Origin of the sequence: Hydrogenophaga pseudoflava (assembly GCF_004353865.1) — a bacterium.
Classification (GTDB): domain Bacteria; phylum Pseudomonadota; class Gammaproteobacteria; order Burkholderiales; family Burkholderiaceae_C; genus Hydrogenophaga; species Hydrogenophaga pseudoflava.
In genome coordinates this window covers 1,781,385-1,797,247 of record NZ_CP037867.1, presented here as the reverse complement: position 1 = coordinate 1,797,247, position 15,863 = coordinate 1,781,385, and the positions used below count along the sequence as shown (strand labels likewise).

At 65.3% G+C, this 15,863-nt stretch carries 16 protein-coding genes; 5 read left to right on the top strand and 11 right to left on the bottom strand.

Features of this window, described 5'->3' with window-relative positions; all coding sequences use genetic code 11:
- Positions 1 to 37 precede the first annotated feature (37 nt).
- Both HPF_RS08755 and HPF_RS08750 read right to left on the bottom strand, forming a co-directional pair.
- On the bottom strand, positions 38 to 1,399 hold the full coding sequence (locus HPF_RS08755) for an MATE family efflux transporter (protein ID WP_133156358.1): 1,362 nt from the start codon (positions 1,397 to 1,399) through the stop codon (positions 38 to 40).
- Positions 1,392 to 1,862, bottom strand: a complete 471-nt coding sequence (locus HPF_RS08750; protein ID WP_133156357.1) for a MarR family winged helix-turn-helix transcriptional regulator — start codon at positions 1,860 to 1,862, stop codon at positions 1,392 to 1,394. Before HPF_RS08750 ends, HPF_RS08755 begins: the two co-directional genes overlap by 8 nt.
- A 52-nt stretch (positions 1,863 to 1,914) precedes the next feature.
- On the opposite strand from HPF_RS08750, the gene HPF_RS08745 reads away from it, so the two are divergent.
- A complete protein-coding gene (locus HPF_RS08745; RefSeq protein WP_133156356.1) occupies positions 1,915 to 2,469 on the top strand; it encodes a PaaI family thioesterase in 555 nt (184 codons plus the stop codon).
- Positions 2,470 to 2,488: 19 nt separating this feature from the next.
- On the opposite strand, the gene creC is transcribed toward HPF_RS08745, so the two are convergent.
- The 9 genes from creC to HPF_RS08700 form a co-directional block, all read right to left on the bottom strand.
- Positions 2,489 to 3,928 (bottom strand): two-component system sensor histidine kinase CreC, encoded by a 1,440-nt coding sequence (creC, locus tag HPF_RS08740; protein ID WP_133156355.1) that lies wholly within the window; start codon positions 3,926 to 3,928, stop codon positions 2,489 to 2,491.
- A 4-nt stretch (positions 3,929 to 3,932) separates the two neighbouring features.
- A complete protein-coding gene (creB, locus tag HPF_RS08735) occupies positions 3,933 to 4,637 on the bottom strand; it encodes a two-component system response regulator CreB (RefSeq protein ID WP_133156354.1) in 705 nt (234 codons plus the stop codon).
- 105 nt (positions 4,638 to 4,742) lie between these two features.
- Complete coding sequence (locus tag HPF_RS08730) at positions 4,743 to 6,143, bottom strand: hypothetical protein (protein WP_133156353.1); 1,401 nt, start codon at positions 6,141 to 6,143, stop codon at positions 4,743 to 4,745.
- Positions 6,143 to 6,889 carry a hypothetical protein gene (locus tag HPF_RS08725; RefSeq protein ID WP_133156352.1) on the bottom strand — a complete coding sequence of 249 codons (747 nt, stop codon included), beginning with the start codon at positions 6,887 to 6,889 and terminating at the stop codon, positions 6,143 to 6,145. The genes HPF_RS08730 and HPF_RS08725 overlap by 1 nt, the downstream gene beginning before the upstream one ends.
- A 136-nt stretch (positions 6,890 to 7,025) precedes the next feature.
- Complete coding sequence (gene aroE / locus HPF_RS08720; protein ID WP_133156351.1) at positions 7,026 to 7,868, bottom strand: shikimate dehydrogenase; 843 nt, start codon at positions 7,866 to 7,868, stop codon at positions 7,026 to 7,028.
- 103 nt (positions 7,869 to 7,971) lie between these two features.
- Positions 7,972 to 8,985, bottom strand: coding sequence for a TRAP transporter substrate-binding protein (locus tag HPF_RS08715; RefSeq protein WP_066150652.1), 1,014 nt, complete (start codon positions 8,983 to 8,985; stop codon positions 7,972 to 7,974).
- Positions 8,986 to 9,020: 35 nt separating this feature from the next.
- The gene (locus HPF_RS08710) at positions 9,021 to 10,313 is read right to left on the bottom strand and encodes a TRAP transporter large permease (protein WP_066150650.1); all 1,293 of its coding nucleotides are present in this window, start codon (positions 10,311 to 10,313) and stop codon (positions 9,021 to 9,023) included.
- Between the two features lie 4 nt (positions 10,314 to 10,317).
- The gene (locus HPF_RS08705; protein WP_066150648.1) at positions 10,318 to 10,824 is read right to left on the bottom strand and encodes a TRAP transporter small permease; all 507 of its coding nucleotides are present in this window, start codon (positions 10,822 to 10,824) and stop codon (positions 10,318 to 10,320) included.
- Positions 10,821 to 11,348, bottom strand: a complete 528-nt coding sequence (locus HPF_RS08700; RefSeq protein WP_243721708.1) for a gluconokinase — start codon at positions 11,346 to 11,348, stop codon at positions 10,821 to 10,823. Before HPF_RS08700 ends, HPF_RS08705 begins: the two co-directional genes overlap by 4 nt.
- Positions 11,349 to 11,498: 150 nt before the next feature.
- Between HPF_RS08700 and gntR the strand changes: the two genes are divergently transcribed.
- The 4 genes from gntR to HPF_RS08680 all read left to right on the top strand — a co-directional run bounded on the left by gntR (position 11,499) and on the right by HPF_RS08680 (position 15,855).
- Positions 11,499 to 12,536, top strand: coding sequence for an HTH-type transcriptional regulator GntR (gene gntR, locus HPF_RS08695; RefSeq protein ID WP_133156350.1), 1,038 nt, complete (start codon positions 11,499 to 11,501; stop codon positions 12,534 to 12,536).
- Between the two features lie 322 nt (positions 12,537 to 12,858).
- Positions 12,859 to 14,061 carry an ABC transporter substrate-binding protein gene (locus HPF_RS08690; protein ID WP_243721763.1) on the top strand — a complete coding sequence of 401 codons (1,203 nt, stop codon included), beginning with the start codon at positions 12,859 to 12,861 and terminating at the stop codon, positions 14,059 to 14,061.
- Positions 14,062 to 14,141: 80 nt separating this feature from the next.
- Complete coding sequence (locus HPF_RS08685; protein ID WP_133156348.1) at positions 14,142 to 15,014, top strand: carbohydrate ABC transporter permease; 873 nt, start codon at positions 14,142 to 14,144, stop codon at positions 15,012 to 15,014.
- A gap of 10 nt (positions 15,015 to 15,024) precedes the next feature.
- Complete coding sequence (locus HPF_RS08680; RefSeq protein WP_127803660.1) at positions 15,025 to 15,855, top strand: carbohydrate ABC transporter permease; 831 nt, start codon at positions 15,025 to 15,027, stop codon at positions 15,853 to 15,855.
- The last annotated feature ends 8 nt before the right edge of the window (positions 15,856 to 15,863 follow it).

Here is a 15,863-nt window from a genome sequence, read left to right as displayed (position 1 = left end):
TGCCCACGCAGCCTGTGTGAAGCGAATGTGAAACGGATCAGGCCTTCTCGACACCCCAAGGGGTGAGGCGAACGAAGACCACCGAGCTGAGGCCATACAACGCCATGCCCGCCGACAGCAGCGCGAAGATGGTCCAGGTGGGCGTCTGCCACAGCGCCAGCAGCAGGCCGCCGCCGGCCACCATCACCAGCCGCAGCGTGCCCGCCAGCACCGGGCCAACGGCCTTGCCCGCACCCAGCGACGAGAAGTACAGCGACAGGCCCAGGCCGAACAGGCCGTAGACCGGGCCGGCCCAGCGGAAGTAGCCCGCCGCGGCGTCCAGCACCGCCGGGTCCTGCGAGAACAGACCGGTCCAGAGGTTGGGCGCGAGTGTCACGATCAGGCCCAGCCCGCCGAGCACGGCGGTGGCCAACCCCGCCGCCGTCCAGGCCGCGCGCCGCGCCCGGACCACCAGCCCGGCGCCAATCGCCATGCCCACCAGCGGCACCGACGCCACCCCGATGGCGAACGCGACCGGCACCAGCAGGAATTCGAGCCGCGTGCCGATGCCGTAGCCGGCCAGCGCGTCGGTGCCGAACTGCGCCACCAGCCGCGTGAGGATGAGGATGGTCAGCACGGTCTGCAGCGGCGAGATGCAGGCCACCGCGCCGACGCGCAGGATGTCGGCGAACAGCGCGCGCTCGAAACGAGTTCCGCGCATGTTCAGCGATATGCGCGCCCGGCCCGAAGCGAGAGTCCACCACAACCAGGCCGCGCCCGCCCCGTAGGCGACCACACCACCCGCCGCGACGCCCGCCATGCCCAGCGGCGGGAACGGCCCCCAGCCCAGCCCGAGCACTCCACCCAGCACCACCTGCAACAGCGCCACGGCAAACAGCGTGACCGAGGGCGCGGCCATGTTGCCCGCGCCGCGGATCACCGACGCCAGGGTGTTCACCAGCCAGACGAACACCGAGCCCAGGAAGGCCACGTTGCCATAGGCCATGGCCTGCGCCAGCGCCTCGCCCTGCCCTCCCAGCGCCGACAGCAGGGCTTCGCCGAGCGTGAGCATGGCCACCGTGTACACGACACCGGCGGCCAGCGCGATCCACACCGCGTGCACCGCCAGCGCGTTGGCCCGCGCGGCATCGCCTGCGCCCAGCGCCCGGCTCACCGCCGACGAGACGCCGCCGCCCATGGCACCGGCCGACAGCATCATCTGGAACATCACGAAGGGGAACACCAGCGCCATGCCGGCCAGCGCGGGCGAGCCGAAGCGGCCGACGTAGGCGGTCTCGGCGATCGCCGCCAGCGCGGTTGCCAGCATGGCCACCATGTTGGGCAGCGCGAACTTCAGCAGCAGCGGCAGGATGGGCGCGGTCAGCAGGGGGTTGGGCGCGCTGGCCCCGGGCTCACTCATCGCCCTCGCCCCTGGCCGCCACGGGAGCGAGCTTGTCCATCGACGCGTCGATCAGCGCGTGCAGCGCCACCACCTGGTCCTCGCCGAGCAGGCGGTTGATGCCCAGTTGCGCCACCTTCCAGCGCCGCTTGGCCTCGGCGCGCTTCTCGCGGCCGGCGGGCGTGAGGCTCACCAGGCGGCTGCGCGCGTCCTCGCCCGCCGCGACCACGACCCAGCCGGCATCGACCAGCGGCCGCAGGTTGCGCGTGAGCGTGGACGCGTCCATCTTCAGCCCCTCGGCCAGCTCGCCGGGACGCACCGGCCCCAGTTTGTCGACATAGGACAGCAGCGAGTACTGCGTGGTCTTGAGCCCCACCTGCGCCATCTCAGCGTCGTAGAACTGGGCCACGCGGCGCATGAACTGGCGCAGCTTGAGGTTGGTGCAACCTTGCGGCAGGGATTTGGGGGTGGTGCTTGCGGCCATGTGTTGATTGTATCTACAATAATTGCATATGCAACTGTTTTGAGGACACACCATGGACACCGAGAACATCCGCCTGCGCTGGGAACAGGAAGAAGCTGCCGTGCGGCAGCGCATTGAGGCCGGCGGTGGCCGGGCCGGCGTTTCAAGGCCGGAACAGATCGCCGGCAAGACGGGGCTGGAGATCATGCAGGCGCTGCTGCGCGGCGAGCTGCCCTACCCGCCCATCAGCGAGACCCTGGGCTTCTACCTGATCGAAGTGGGCGACGGTCACGCGGTGTTCCAGGGTGAACCGCAGTTCAAACACTACAACCCGCTGGGCACGGTGCACGGCGGCTGGTACGCCACCCTGCTGGACTCGGCGCTGGGCTGTGCGGTGCAGACCAAGCTGCCCGCCGGCACCGGCTACACCACCGCCGAGCTCGGCCTGAACATCGTGCGCGCCGCGAGCGACAGGACGGGGCCGCTGCGCGCCATTGGCAAGGTGATCCACAGCGGGCGGCAGATGGCCACCGCCGAGGCCCGCATCGTCGGACCCGACGGCAAGCTCTACGCCCACGCCACCACCACCTGCTTCATCTTCGACGCGACCGCGCGGGCCGGCCGCTGAGGCACGGGGGCGCGGCGCGTCAGGCTGGCAGTGTCCAGCTCGCGCGGCAGCCGCGCGGGTCGGCCACGTTGTCAATGCGCAGCGCGCCTCCGTGCAGCTCACTGACCTCCTTGACAAGGCACAGGCCCAGGCCCGAACTTTTTTCCTGCGTGTCGGCGCGCGGCAGCGAATAGAAGCGGTCGAAGATCCTGTCGGCCGCGTAGTCGGGCACGCCCGGCCCCTCGTCGCGCACCGACCACTCCACCAGCCCGTCCACGCGCCTGGCTGCCACCACCAGCGCGCCGCCCTGCGGTGAAAAGTCGATGGCGTTGTCCAGCAGGTTCTGCAGCGCCTGCGCGATCAGGAAGCGGTCGCCACGCACCATGGCGCCCTCGTCCAGCGTGGTCTGCAGCCGCAGGTTCTTGCGCCGCAGCGTCGGTTCGGCGGTGTGCAGCAGCTCGCGCGTGAGCACCGCCAGGTCCACCGGCTCCACCTTGCGCAGCTGCCGCAGCTGCTCCACGTCGGCCAGCGCCAGCAGCCGGTCGATCAGCTGCTGCAGGCGCTCGGTCTGGCGCTGGATGTTGCCGGCGAAGCGCTCGCGGTCGGCCTCGGGCATGGGCTCCTGCAGCAGCTCGGCTGCACCGCGGATCGCCGCCAGCGGGCTCTTGAGCTCGTGCGTCAGCGTGTGCACATAGTTCTCGACGTAGGCCTTGTCTTCGAGCTTCAGGCGCATGCGCTCGACCGCCTGCGCGAGGTCGGCGAACTCGGTGTTGCCCGAGAGCCGGCCCATGCGCGGCAGCTCGGCGCGTTCGCCGCGCGCCACGGCGTTGGCGTAGCCGCGCAGGCGCGAGAGCGAGCTCGCGATCCACCAGGTGAACAGCAGGCCGATTGCCAGCGACAAGCCCAGCAGCACCCAGGACCAGTTGAGGATGCGGTCGCGGCTGCGCTGGATGTAGGGCTCCAGCGTCTGGTTCGGGCGCGAGACGGTGAGCACGCCGATGATGCGCTGGCCGTCCTTCACAGGCGCCGCCACATGCATCACGGTGCGGTCGGCGTCGTATTCGCTCTCGCCGCTGGAGCGCGCGCCGTACTCGCCGCGCAGCGTGCGCAGCACGTCGTTCCACTGCGAATGGTCCTTGCCCAGATCCTGCCCGCGGCTGTCGAACACCACGATGCCGCGCGCGTCGGTGACGGTGATGCGGTAGTCGATGCGCGACTTGCGAAAGCCCCAGATGGTCGCGCCCGGGTCCACCGAGGGCAGCGCCGACAGCGCCTGCGCAAAGGAGCCGCTGGCGATGGTGCCGGCCTTCAGGTCCGGCGCCGCCACCAGCGCCAGCGCGTTCGCCGCGTCCACCAGGCTGTCCTCCATCGCCAGCCGCGTGCCGGGCTTGACCTCCTCGATGAAGACACGCAGCACGACAAACAGCGCCAGGCCGAGCACCAGGAAGAAGGCGAACAGCAGACGCAGGCCGATGCGCATGGATTCAGGCCGACAGCGTGAGGGAGTAGCCCATGTTCCGGTGCGTCTGGATCAGGTCGGGCGAGAGGCCGCGCTCGCGCAGCTTGGCGCGCAGCAGCTTGATGTGGGCGTCGACCGTGCGGTCCAGCGTGTCGGGCGCATCGGCCCAGACCAGATCCATCAGCTCGGCGCGCGAGAAGATGCGGCCTGGGCGCCGCAACAGCGTCGCCAGCAGCAGGAACTCGTAGCGCGTGAGCGCGAGGTAGCCGCCGCCGCAAGCGATGCGCTGCGCCGTCTCGTCCAGGCGGAGCGCGGCAGCCCCGGCGGTGGCCGGCGCAGCGCCCTGCTCCGCCGCCTTGCCGTTCGCCGTGCGCCGCAGGATCGCCTTGACCCGCGCGCAGACCTCGCGTGGCGAAAACGGCTTGCTCACGTAGTCGTCCGCGCCCAGCTCCAGCCCGAGCACACGATCGATCTCCTCGCTGCGCGCGGTGAGGAAGACGATGGGCAGCTCGCTCGTTCTTCGGATGGCGCGACAGACATCGAAGCCGTTGCCGTCGGGCACGCCGACGTCGAGGATCGCGAGGTCGGGCGGGTGCTGCGCAAACGCGGCCAGCGCTTCGCGCGCCAGGGTGACGTGAACAACCTCGAAGCCCTCGCTGCGCAGTGCGTAGAGCAGCGTGTCGGCGATGGCGGGTTCGTCTTCGAGGAGGAGGATGCGGGGCAATTTCATCTTTCGCCCAAAGGGCTCTTCCTGCGGTTGAACTCCAAGAGACTGCAGACATATTTTTCAAAGCTACAGCTTCACATGGCATTCAACCGCATCAAGCAACTCGATTTACTTCAAGTCAAGATCAATTCTCTCGCCATTCAGCAAAACGATTGATCCATTGACCAATGCCTGCCCTGAAACATCAGCCTCAACATACTTGGCAACAAGCGATTTAGGAAAGTAAAAATCATACGTCAACCATTCAGCCGGAGAGAAATTATCAGCAAAGTTTGATTTTTGGGTTTTTACACTTATCTTGAAGCCATCAACCGGCAGCGCCCCGGATGCAGAAACCAAAGTTTTCAGCATTTTGCGCACCACCTCATCAAAGACCAAAACACCAATTCCATAGTTATTCAGTTTCAGCTCGTTGTATTTAACATTATGCTCCAAAGTTAATGAAACATGCTGCCGCCCCTTGAAACTCTCTCTACATATCTCACTCAAATCAGATTTCCGCGCCCAGCTACTCAATCGAATGGCCCGAACCCAAGAATCAAGGTTCCGCGCAAATACTTGAGATTCCGACTCCTTTAAAATTTTGCAAAAGTAGTCAGAAGGGCGAGGGACAGCAATTTTTAATACATCGCCATCAGGCTCGGCTCCTGAATATGTTGCCCGCGTAACCTTTGACACATCAGACTCGAAAAATCCTGGCATACCAGCGGAAGCGCCGCCACCCGAGAAATAGCCAAAATACAAACCCTTCAAATTCGACTTGTAGAGCCAGTCAAAAGGTTTATAAGCAGAATCACTGGGAAAATCATAGGAATAGTACGCCCCAAACTCCACTGGGACTCGCAACACACAGAATCCTAGAGCATCACTAAGACACTCAAAAACCTTGTTCTTTTCTTTTACTTTCCCTCCCTCTCCATTGGTTCTGGCGTAGTCGGCAACCGTTAGTGCAACCCGAGCACCTTCGATGGGGTTACCGGCGACGTCTACAGCTTGAAAGCGATAAACATGTTCCGCAGAGCCCCCATGAGATGCAGGCGTTCTTACCAGAACATCAGTTGGGATGGTTTCTCGAACATTTACACCAGAGGAGAACTTAGTTGCAAAAACCTCTTCCCCTCGTATTTCTGAGAAATAACCCCAAACATCCTTACCACCATGCGGAAAAGCTTGACGCACGATTTCTGGCTCATTGTCAGCCTCGTAATACCCCCCTTTCCAATGCTGACCAAGCTGGACTCGCAAGGAAACATTAGCAATGCCATTCGAGTCCGTAACTACGGTTTCATGCACTCGCACAGGATCATCATGCGTAAAGACGGTTGCGAGATCAGTTTTGACTGCATGAAACCGAACCCCTTCCACCGGAGCACCAGCATTGTTTTTCGCTGAAATTTGGTAGCTATGAGTGACAAACTCAGGAACACCTACTGGCTTTGGGAGTCTGTTTCTTGCACATCCCGCAAGCGTCACGGCAAGCATAAAAACCAAGAACAGTCTAAAAGCCATCAAATTTCCTTCACAATCAAATCAACAACATCACGAACACCATCACGATTTGAGAAAAAATCCCGTTCCAGATGAGAAATTTCCACGCGATAAATATTGGAGCCCTTGAGAAAGACGTAGGTTGTAAACCTGACAGGTTCTTTCGAGCCAGACGGCACACCCACAACATGTACAAAATTTCCACGAATACCAGCAACTTCGAATTCCGATATCGGAAATAGATTCGGCGCTGCCACCTTAGCCACCATCGCTTGCTGCTGCAACTTCAGCTGATCAACAACATTAATTTCCACCGAATTAGAAAGCACAGAAACCGCCAGATAGACATCAGGACTTTGCCTTTTTGCCCATAAAACAGCACCACTGCGAACTTTCGCATCTGGAATCGTCATTTTGGACCAAGGATCAGGAATCTTAAGCTCCCGAAGTTGGGGCTGCCCACCTGATTTTGAAGCGCCTTGTTGCTCAGGCCTTCCGCCCGATATATCCAATGCTGCGGCCTGGCGAGCTGGTTGAGCCGAAACATCACTTACCGGAGCGAACCCTCGCTCCCTCATCGCCGACTCACACCGATGCTGATTGATTACTGCAATTGGAGCCCCTAACCACCCCCAGCCTACATTCTGACAATAAGAAACCTCTCCCGATGAATTTCTCATCTCAGTGTTGTAGGCAGCACACCCAGAGAAAAATCCAGCCCCAAAGATCAACACCAACCTCATCAAAATACGAGAATATGAAATCATCTGAAAGGAAGTTCCGAAAAATTAAACAACCAGTCAAAGCCACAATCACAAATGACTAAAACCAGACCCAAGGCAAGCGCCGGCATTATCAATTAATGTAGACAGTCGGCGTCCACTGAAAGCCCAAGCTGGCATCCTAAAGCAACACCCGCTCCAGCTCCCGCCGCATCACCCCCCGGTCCACATCCACCCCGCTCCAGAGCCGGATCGCCACCGCGCCCTGGTTCACCAGCATGCCCAGGCCGTCGAGCACGGTGCAGCCGGCGGCTTCGGCGGTGCGGATGAGGTGGGTGCGCGGCGGGTTGGGGATGGCGTCGGCCACCACCATGCCGGGGCGCAGGGTGCTCCAGTCGATGTCGAGCTGGTCGTCCACATTCGGGAACAAGCCGATGGAGGTGGCGTTGACCACGATGCCGGTGCCCGTGGGAATCTGCATGGTCGGCTGCCAGTGCAGGTATTCGGCGGTGGCGCCGGTCCTGGCCGCGATCAGGTCGGCCAGCTCCTGGCCGCGCAGCCGGCCCCGGTTGACCACGGTGATGTGGGCCGCGCCGGCCAGCGCCAGTTCCACCGCCACCGCGCGCGCCGCGCCACCGGCGCCGAACAGCAGCACGCGCTGGCCTTCGATGGTGCATACCGGGCGCAGCGCTTCGACGAAGCCCTGGCCGTCGGTGTTCTCGCCCACCAGCAGGTCCCCCTGCAGCACCACGGTGTTGACCGCGCCGATGATCTGCGCCGACGGTGCCAGGCCATCGAGGTGCTCGATCACCGTCACCTTGTGCGGCAGCGAGCAGTTGAACCCGGCCCAGCCCATGGCGCGGGCGCCGCGCACCGCGTCGGCCAGCCGCTCGGGCGGCACCTCGCAGTTGACGTAGCGCCATTCCATGCCGTGGTGCCGGTAGGCGGCCTCGATCATGGCGACCGTCGGGTTCTCGGCGGCGGGCTGTGCGAAGGAACCGGTGAGGGTGTGGAGGAAGTTCATGGCGGCTCCCGGCGAATGAGGGGCCCCATGAAAACAAAAAAGCCGGTCTGGGGCAAGACCGGCTTGGGAAAAACGCCCGCCGGCTGGCGGGCGCCGGAGACATTCACTTGCGCGCAGCGGCCACAGCAGCCTGCGTGTCTTTCCACAGCGCCTCGCCCACGTTGGCGGCGATGCTGGCGTTGACGGCGCCCAGCTTCTCGCGCATGCGGTTCGCTTCGGCCGGGCTGAGTTCGTTGACCTGCATGCCCTTGGCCTTGAGGTCGCCCAGGGCCTTGGCGGCTTCGGCGCGGGTGTCCTGGCGCTCGAAGTCGCGGCTCTTCTTCGCGGCGTCGGCCAGCACCTTCTGCTCGTCCTTGGAGAGGCCGTCCCACCACTTCTTGCTCACGGTGACGATCCAGGGGCTGTAGACGTGGTTGGTCACGGTCAGGTACTTCTGCACCTCGTAGAACTTGCTCGACAGGATGGTGTTGTAGGGGTTCTCCTGGCCGTCGACGGTCTTGGTCTCCAGCGCGGTGAACAGCTCGGAGAACGGCAGCGGGATGGCGTTGGCGCCCAGGGTCTTGAAGCTGTTGAGGAAGACGTCGTTCTGCATCACGCGCAGCTTGATGCCGTTCAGGTCTTCCAGCTTGGCCACGGGCTGCTTGTTGTTGGTCAGGTTGCGGAAGCCGTTCTCCCAGTACACCAGCCCGACCAGGCCTTTCTCCTGCAGCTTGTCCATCACCTTCTGGCCCACCGGGCCGTCGAGCACGGTGTCGGCTTCCTTGGCGTTGTTGAACAGGAAGGGCGTGTCCCAGATCGCCATTTCCTTGGTGATGCCCACCAGGGTGGCGGTGGAGCCGACCATCATTTCCTGCGCGCCGCCGATCAGGGCCTGCTGCATCTGCACGTCGGAGCCGAGCGCGGCGGCGCCGATGGCGCGCACCTTCATCTTGCCGCCCGAGGCCTTCTCGACTTCCTGAGCGAACAGCTTGACGGCGCGGCCCTGGTTGGAGTCTTCGTTGAGGCCGTAGCCGAAGCGGATCAGGCGCGGCTTGATGTCCTGCGCGAAGCTGGCAAACGGGGCGGCGAAGGCGGCCACGGCGGTGGCGGCGATCAGGGTGCGGCGGAACATGGACATGACAGTCTCCTTGGGTGAAAAATCGGACGAACGGATCAGCGCATCCACGCCACGGGGGCGGTGACGATCTGCGGGAACAACACGAACAGGGCCAGCACCAGCGTGTAGCTGAGCAGGAAGGGGTTCACGCCCTTGATGACCTGGTGCATGGGCAGGCGGCCCACGCCGGCCACCACGTTGAGCACGGTGCCCACGGGCGGCGTGATGAGGCCGATGGCGCCGTTGAGCACGAACATCAGGCCGAAGTACACCGGGTCGATGCCGGCCTTGACGGCGATGGGCAGCATCACCGGCGCGAAGATCAGGATGGTGGGCGTGAGGTCGAGTGCGGTGCCGATCAGCACCAGCACGATCATCATCACGGCCATCAGCAGGCGCGGGTTCTCCACCAGGGGCCCCAGCCAGCCGCCCAGCACACCGGGCAGGTCGGCCAGCGTGATCATGTAGCTGGCCACCTGGGCGCCGGCACAGAGGAACATCACCACCGCGGTGGTGCGCGCGGCGCGCACCAGCACACCGTGCAGGGCGCCGATCTTCATCTCGCGGTGGATGAACAGCGACACCACCAGCGCGTAGAACGCGGCCACAACGGCGGCCTCGGTGGGCGTGAACACGCCGCTCTTCATGCCGCCGATGATGATCAGCGGCATCAGCAGCGCCCAGAACGCGCGGGCCGTGGCGCGCAGACGGCCGGCCATCGGCACCGGTGGGTTGTCCTGCAGGTTCATGCCCTTGAGCACGATCTTCCAGGTGACGATCAGCGCGGCGCCCATCATCAGACCCGGCACGATGCCCGAGAGGAACAGCGCCGAGATGGAGGTGTTGGTGGTGACGCCGTAGATGATGAACGGCATGGACGGCGGGATGATGGGCGCGATGATGCCGCCCGAGGCGATCAGCCCGGCCGAGCGGTGCATGGGGTAGCCGTGCTCGCGCATCATGGGCAGCAGGATGGTGGCCAGCGCCGCGGTGTCGGCCAGGGCCGAGCCGCTCATGGACGCCATCAGCACCGCCGCGCCGATGGCCACGAAACCCAGGCCGCCGCGGATGTGGCCGACCCAGGTCTGCGCCATTTCGATGATGCGCCGGCTGATGCCGCCACTGTTCATCAGCTCGCCGGCCAGGATGAAGAAGGGCACGGCCAGCAGCGGGAAGCTGTCCACACCGGCCACCATGTTCTGCGCCAGCAGCTGGGTGTCGAAGAAGTCCATCACCCAGGCCATGGCGGCGCCGGTGAGCAGCAGGGCGAACGCCATGTTCATGCCGATGCCCATGAGCACCAGCATGCCGAGGACGAAGACGATGAAGGCTTGTGCTTCGAGGCTCATCGCGTCACTCCACGTCCACGCCGTGGCCGAGGTCCAGCGGCTTGGCCTTGATGATTTCCCACACCACCATCGCGCCGATGGCAATGGCGCACAGCAGCGCAGGCAGCGGCAGCAGCGCGGCCGGCGCCTTGAGCACCACCGAGTGGCTGTCCATGCCCACCACCACCTGCTGCCAGGCGCCCCGGCCCAGCAGCACGCAGGCCAGCAGCACCAGCAGGCGGATCAGCAGCGTGGCGGCCTTGAAAGCCAGCGGACGGCGGCGCAGCAGACCCACCAGGCTGGTGAAGGCCATGTGCTCGCCGGCCGGGTAGGCCGCGGCGGCGCCGAGGAACACCATCCAGACGAACAGCAGGCGCGAGAGTTCCTCGCTGGCGGCCACGCCGCTGCCGAAGCCGTAGCGCAGCACCACGTTGAGGAAGACGGAACAGGCCATGACGGCCAGGCACACGGCCATCAGGGTCTGGGCCGCGCGCTGCAGGGGATGCGCCTTGGGTTGGTCGGGCGTGTTCATGCGGCCTCCTGGCTGGGGGACGGGGCGGCGGCCCAGGCGGCGGCCTGGTCCAGCAGTTGCGGCAGGGGCTCGGCCGCGTCGACGCGCAGCACGCCGGGCTCGCCCACCGGCGATTCCAGCGTGGCGAACTGGCTGTCCACCAGTGCGGTGTTGAAGAAGTGCGCCGAGCGCGCGGCCACGCGTTCGCTGGCCAGCGCCGGGGTGATGTCGATGAAGACGAAGCGCAGGCCCGGGGCCGCGGCGCGCAGCTGGTCGCGGTAGGCGCGCCGCAGGGCCGAGCAGGTCAGCACCACGCCACCGGGCGAACGGGCCAGCAGGCCGGCCAGGGTCGCCAGCCAGCCGGCGCGGTCGGCGTCGGTCAGGGCGATGCCTTCGCGCATCTTCTGCCGGCTCGCAGGGCTGTGGTGGTCGTCGCCTTCGATCAGCGGCAGCCCGAGGCGTTGGGCCAGACCGGCGCCCAGGCTGGACTTGCCGCAACCGGCCACGCCCATGATCACCAGCGACGCATTTTGAACCATGTTCATGCTTGAGATAGCGCTATCTTTTGTCGGAAGAAAAAACGGCCTGTGGCCAGGCCGGGCTTGGTGGCGGCTCGGGTTTTCGAGGGTGTCCGCCCCTTTGAGATAGCGCTATCTTACGGCTATGATTCTTCGCCGACACCCGGACAAACCCTGATGCCACCCGCCCCACCGCCGCCTCCTTCCCGCCCCCGCGCCACCGGCCGGGTGACCCTGGCCGACGTTGCGGCACTGGCGGGCGTGAGCCCGATCACCGTCTCGCGCGCCCTGCGCGGCGAGCGCACCGTGGACCCGGTGCTGGCGGCGCGGGTCAAGGAAGCGGCGCAGCAGCTGCGCTACGTGCCCGACCCGGCGGCGCGCGCCCTGGCCTCGCGCCACGGCTCGCATGTGGCGGTGCTGATTCCGATGCTGTCCAACGCCCTGTTCGTCGACCTGCTCGAGGCGGTGCAGCGCACGCTGCGACCGGCCGGCTACCAGACGCTGATCGGCATCACCCACTACAGCCCCGACGAGGAAGAACAGCTGCTGCGCGAACAGCTGCAGCACCGGCCCGCCGGTCTGCTGGTGACCGGCATCGACCAGAACGCCGCCACGCGCGAACTGATGGCGCACAGCGGCGTGCCCTGTGTGCACCTGATGGAACTGTCCACCGACCCGGCGCAGTACTGCGTGGGTTTCTCGCAGCGCGATGCGGGCGAGGCCATCACCCGCCACCTGCTGGACCGCGGCCGGCGCCGCATCGCCTTCGTCGCCGCCCAGCTCGACCCGCGCACCCTGCAGCGCGCCGAGGGCTACCGCCGTGCGCTGCGGGCCGCGGGCCTGTACGACCCGGCGCTGGAGTGGCTCGATCCGCGGCCCTCGTCGATGGCCCTGGGCGGAGAACTGCTGGAGCGGCTGCTGCGCGAGCAGCCCGGCTGCGACGCCGTCTTCTTCTGCAACGACGACCTGGCCCAGGGCGGGCTGCTGGCCGCGCTGCGCCTGGGCGTGGCCGTGCCGCAGCGGCTGGCGGTGGCGGGCTTCAACGACCTCTCGGGCAGCGACCAGATGCTGCCGCCGCTGACCACCGTGGCCACACCGCGCGGCGCCATCGGCGAGGCCAGCGCGCAGATGCTGCTGAGCCTGATGCGCGGCGACACGCCCGCCCGCCATTCGGTGGACCTGGGTTTCGAGTTGCGGCTGCGCGCCTCCACCTGAGCCTTTTCGATACCTTGCTGCACCCGCGAAGTACCGCTTTGCAGGTCGCACATACTTTTTGCCGGCACCTAGGGTAAATCCCAGCCTGATAACGCAAGCAAGTACATATCTGGCCGATTTGCGTACAAACCGCGGGTCAGAAGGTGCCCAGAATCCGGTCCACGGTTTCAGACACCGTTGAACCTGGACGAACGCCACCACCCACCTCAGGAGACACCCTGTGAAATTCCGCCTTGCCACCGTGTTCGCCGCCGGCCTGCTGGCCGCCGCGGGCGCCAACGCCGCCACCGAACTCGTGATCGCGACCGTGAACAACGGCCACATGATCGAGATGCAGAAGCTCTCGAAGAACTTCGAAGCCGCCAACCCCGACATCAAGCTCAAGTGGGTGACGCTGGAAGAAGGCGTGCTGCGCCAGCGCGTGACGACCGACATCGCCACCAAGGGCGGCCAGTTCGACATCATGACCATCGGCATGTACGAGGCGCCGATCTGGGGCAAGAAAGGCTGGCTCACCGAGCTCAAGACCGACGCCGCCTACGACGTGGACGACCTGCTGCCCGCGGTGCGCGGCGGCCTGACGGTGGACGGCAAGCTGTTCGCCGCCCCGTTCTACGGCGAATCGTCCATGCTGATGTACCGCAAGGACCTGGCCGACAAGGCCGGCATCAAGGTCGCCGACAACCCGACCTGGACCGACATCAAGGCGCTGGCCGCCAAGATCCACAACCCGCCCAACACCTACGGCATCTGCCTGCGCGGCAAGCCGGGCTGGGGCGACAACATGGCCTTCCTGTCCACCCTGGTCAACACCCACGGCGGCCAGTGGTTCGACATGAGCTGGAAGCCCCAGCTGGAGAGCAAGCCCTGGAAGGACGCCATCACCTTCTACGTCGACCTGCTGAAGAACTACGGCCCGCCCGGCTCGTCGAACAACAGCTTCAACGAGATCCTGGCGCTGACCAACTCGGGCAAGTGCGGCATGTGGATCGACGCGACCATCGCCGCCTCCTTCGTGAGCGACCCCAAGCAGTCGAAGGTGGCCGACCAGATGGCCTTCGCCCAGGCCCCCACCGCCGTGACGCCCAAGGGCGCGAACTGGCTGTGGTCCTGGAACCTGGCCATCCCCGCCGGTTCGAAGAAGGTCGACGCCGCCCAGAAGTTCGTGACCTGGGCCACCAGCAAGGAATACATCCAGCTGGTCGCCAAGACCAACGGCTGGGCCAACGTGCCCACCGGCACCCGCAAGAGCACCTACGCCTCGCCGGAGTTCCAGAAGGCTGCCCGCTTCGCCGCGGCCGAGCTCAAGGCCATCGAATCGGCCAACCCGACCGACTCGACCCTGCCCAAGAGCCCGTATGTCGGCGTGCAGTTCGCCGCCATTCCGGAGTTCCAGTCCATCGGCATCGCCGTGGGCCAGCAGATGAGCGCCGCGCTCGCCGGCAAGACCAGCGTGGACGACGCGCTCAAGGCCTCGCAGGTCGCCGCCGAACGCGAGATGAAGAAGGCCGGCTACTACAAGTAAGCCACCGCAGGCCCCACCCGGTCTGACCGCCCCCTCCCCCGCCCGCGGGGGAGGGGTTTTCCCCTCTCACGTCCATGGCCATGAACCGCCCCACATCGCGCACCCTGCCGCGTCTGCTGCTGACGCCCGCGGTGGCCACGCTCTTCCTGTGGATGATCGTGCCGCTGGTGATGACGATCTATTTCTCCGTCATCCGCTACAACCTGATGCAGCCCGACCAGAGCGGCTTCGTCGGGCTGGAGAACTTCGAATACTTCGTGACCGATCCGTCGTTCACGACCTCGGTGATCAACACCATCCTGCTGCTGGGCAGCGTGATCCTGATCACCGTGATCCTGGGCGTGGCCATCGCCCTGCTGATCAACGAGCCCTTCGCCGGCCGCGGCATCGTGCGCGTGCTGCTGATCTCGCCCTTCTTCGTCATGCCCACGGTCAACGCGCTGATGTGGAAGAACATGATGATGAACCCGATCTACGGCGTGCTGGCCCAGGTCTGGGCCTTCTTCGGCGCCGCGCCGGTGGACTGGCTCACCGACCACCCGCTGTTCTCGGTGATCGTGATGGTGAGCTGGCAGTGGCTGCCGTTTGCCACGCTGATCTTCATGACCGCGCTGCAGAGCATGGACCGCGAGCAGCTGGAAGCCGCGCGCATGGACGGCGCCACCTACGGCCAGCAGCTGCGCTACCTCTACATCCCGCACCTGGGCCGCTCGGTGGCCGTGGTCGTGATGATCGAGCTGATCTTCCTGCTCAGCGTCTTCGCCGAGATCTACACCACCACCGGTGGCGGCCCGGGCGACGCCAGCACCAACGTGGCCTTCCTGATCTTCAAGCAGGCGCTGCTGAACTTCGACGCCGGTGTGGCCTCGGCCGGTGCCCTGTTCGCCGTCGTGCTGGCCAACATCGCCGCGATCTTCCTGATCCGCATGGTCGGCAAGAACCTCGACAAATAAGGCCCATCCCATGGCACGTCAATCCACCTTCACCCCCGCCTACGCGGTGCGCACCGTGGCCGCCTGGGCCGTGGCCCTGCTGCTGTTCTTCCCGCTGGGCTGGCTGCTGCTGACAGCGTTCAAGACCGAGCTGCAGGCCATCGCGGTGCCGCCCGAGCTGTTCTTCTCGCCCACACTGGAAAACTTCCACGAGGTGCAGGAACGCAGCGACTACCTGCACTACGCCTGGAACTCGGTGGTCACCAGCGTGGTATCCACCCTGCTGGGCCTGGCCATCGCCGCCCCCGCGGCCTACGCCATGGCCTTCCACAAGGGCCAGCGCGACAAGGACATCCTGATGTGGATGCTCTCCACCAAGATGATGCCGGCGGTGGGCGCCCTGGTGCCCATCTACGTGATGGCGCAGAAGAGCCAGCTGCTGGACACGCAGCTGGGCCTGATCATCGTGTTCACGTTGTCCAACCTGCCCATCATGGTCTGGATGCTGTACTCCTCGTTCAAGGAGATCCCGCACGAGATCCTGGAGGCCGCGCGCATGGACGGCGCCACCCTCTGGCAGGAGGCCACCAAGGTGCTGCTGCCGCTGGGCATGGGCGGCCTGGCCTCCACCGGCCTGCTGTGCCTGGTGCTGAGCTGGAACGAGGCCTTCTGGTCGCTCAACCTCAGCTCGGCCAAGGCCGGCACGCTGGCCACGCTGATCGCCAGCTACTCCAGCCCCGAAGGCCTGTTCTGGGCCAAGCTGTCCGCCGCCTCGCTCATGGCCATTGCCCCCATCGTGGTCTTTGGCTGGTTCAGCCAGAAGCAGCTCGTCCAGGGCCTCACGTTCGGCGCTGTGAAGTAACCCCATTC

Bases quoted from the DNA above. Each gene is read 5' to 3' on its own strand.
- HPF_RS08755 (WP_133156358.1), bottom strand. From the start codon at position 1,399: ATGAGTGAGCCCGGGGCCAGCGCGCCCAACCCCCTGCTGACCGCGCCC.
- HPF_RS08750 (WP_133156357.1), bottom strand. From the start codon at position 1,862: ATGGCCGCAAGCACCACCCCCAAATCCCTGCCGCAAGGTTGCACCAAC.
- HPF_RS08745 (WP_133156356.1), top strand. From the start codon at position 1,915: ATGGACACCGAGAACATCCGCCTGCGCTGGGAACAGGAAGAAGCTGCC.
- creC (WP_133156355.1), bottom strand. From the start codon at position 3,928: ATGCGCATCGGCCTGCGTCTGCTGTTCGCCTTCTTCCTGGTGCTCGGC.
- creB (WP_133156354.1), bottom strand. From the start codon at position 4,637: ATGAAATTGCCCCGCATCCTCCTCCTCGAAGACGAACCCGCCATCGCC.
- HPF_RS08730 (WP_133156353.1), bottom strand. From the start codon at position 6,143: ATGGCTTTTAGACTGTTCTTGGTTTTTATGCTTGCCGTGACGCTTGCG.
- HPF_RS08725 (WP_133156352.1), bottom strand. From the start codon at position 6,889: ATGATTTCATATTCTCGTATTTTGATGAGGTTGGTGTTGATCTTTGGG.
- aroE (WP_133156351.1), bottom strand. From the start codon at position 7,868: ATGAACTTCCTCCACACCCTCACCGGTTCCTTCGCACAGCCCGCCGCC.
- HPF_RS08715 (WP_066150652.1), bottom strand. From the start codon at position 8,985: ATGTCCATGTTCCGCCGCACCCTGATCGCCGCCACCGCCGTGGCCGCC.
- HPF_RS08710 (WP_066150650.1), bottom strand. From the start codon at position 10,313: ATGAGCCTCGAAGCACAAGCCTTCATCGTCTTCGTCCTCGGCATGCTG.
- HPF_RS08705 (WP_066150648.1), bottom strand. From the start codon at position 10,824: ATGAACACGCCCGACCAACCCAAGGCGCATCCCCTGCAGCGCGCGGCC.
- HPF_RS08700 (WP_243721708.1), bottom strand. From the start codon at position 11,348: ATGAACATGGTTCAAAATGCGTCGCTGGTGATCATGGGCGTGGCCGGT.
- gntR (WP_133156350.1), top strand. From the start codon at position 11,499: ATGCCACCCGCCCCACCGCCGCCTCCTTCCCGCCCCCGCGCCACCGGC.
- HPF_RS08690 (WP_243721763.1), top strand. From the start codon at position 12,859: ATGATCGAGATGCAGAAGCTCTCGAAGAACTTCGAAGCCGCCAACCCC.
- HPF_RS08685 (WP_133156348.1), top strand. From the start codon at position 14,142: ATGAACCGCCCCACATCGCGCACCCTGCCGCGTCTGCTGCTGACGCCC.
- HPF_RS08680 (WP_127803660.1), top strand. From the start codon at position 15,025: ATGGCACGTCAATCCACCTTCACCCCCGCCTACGCGGTGCGCACCGTG.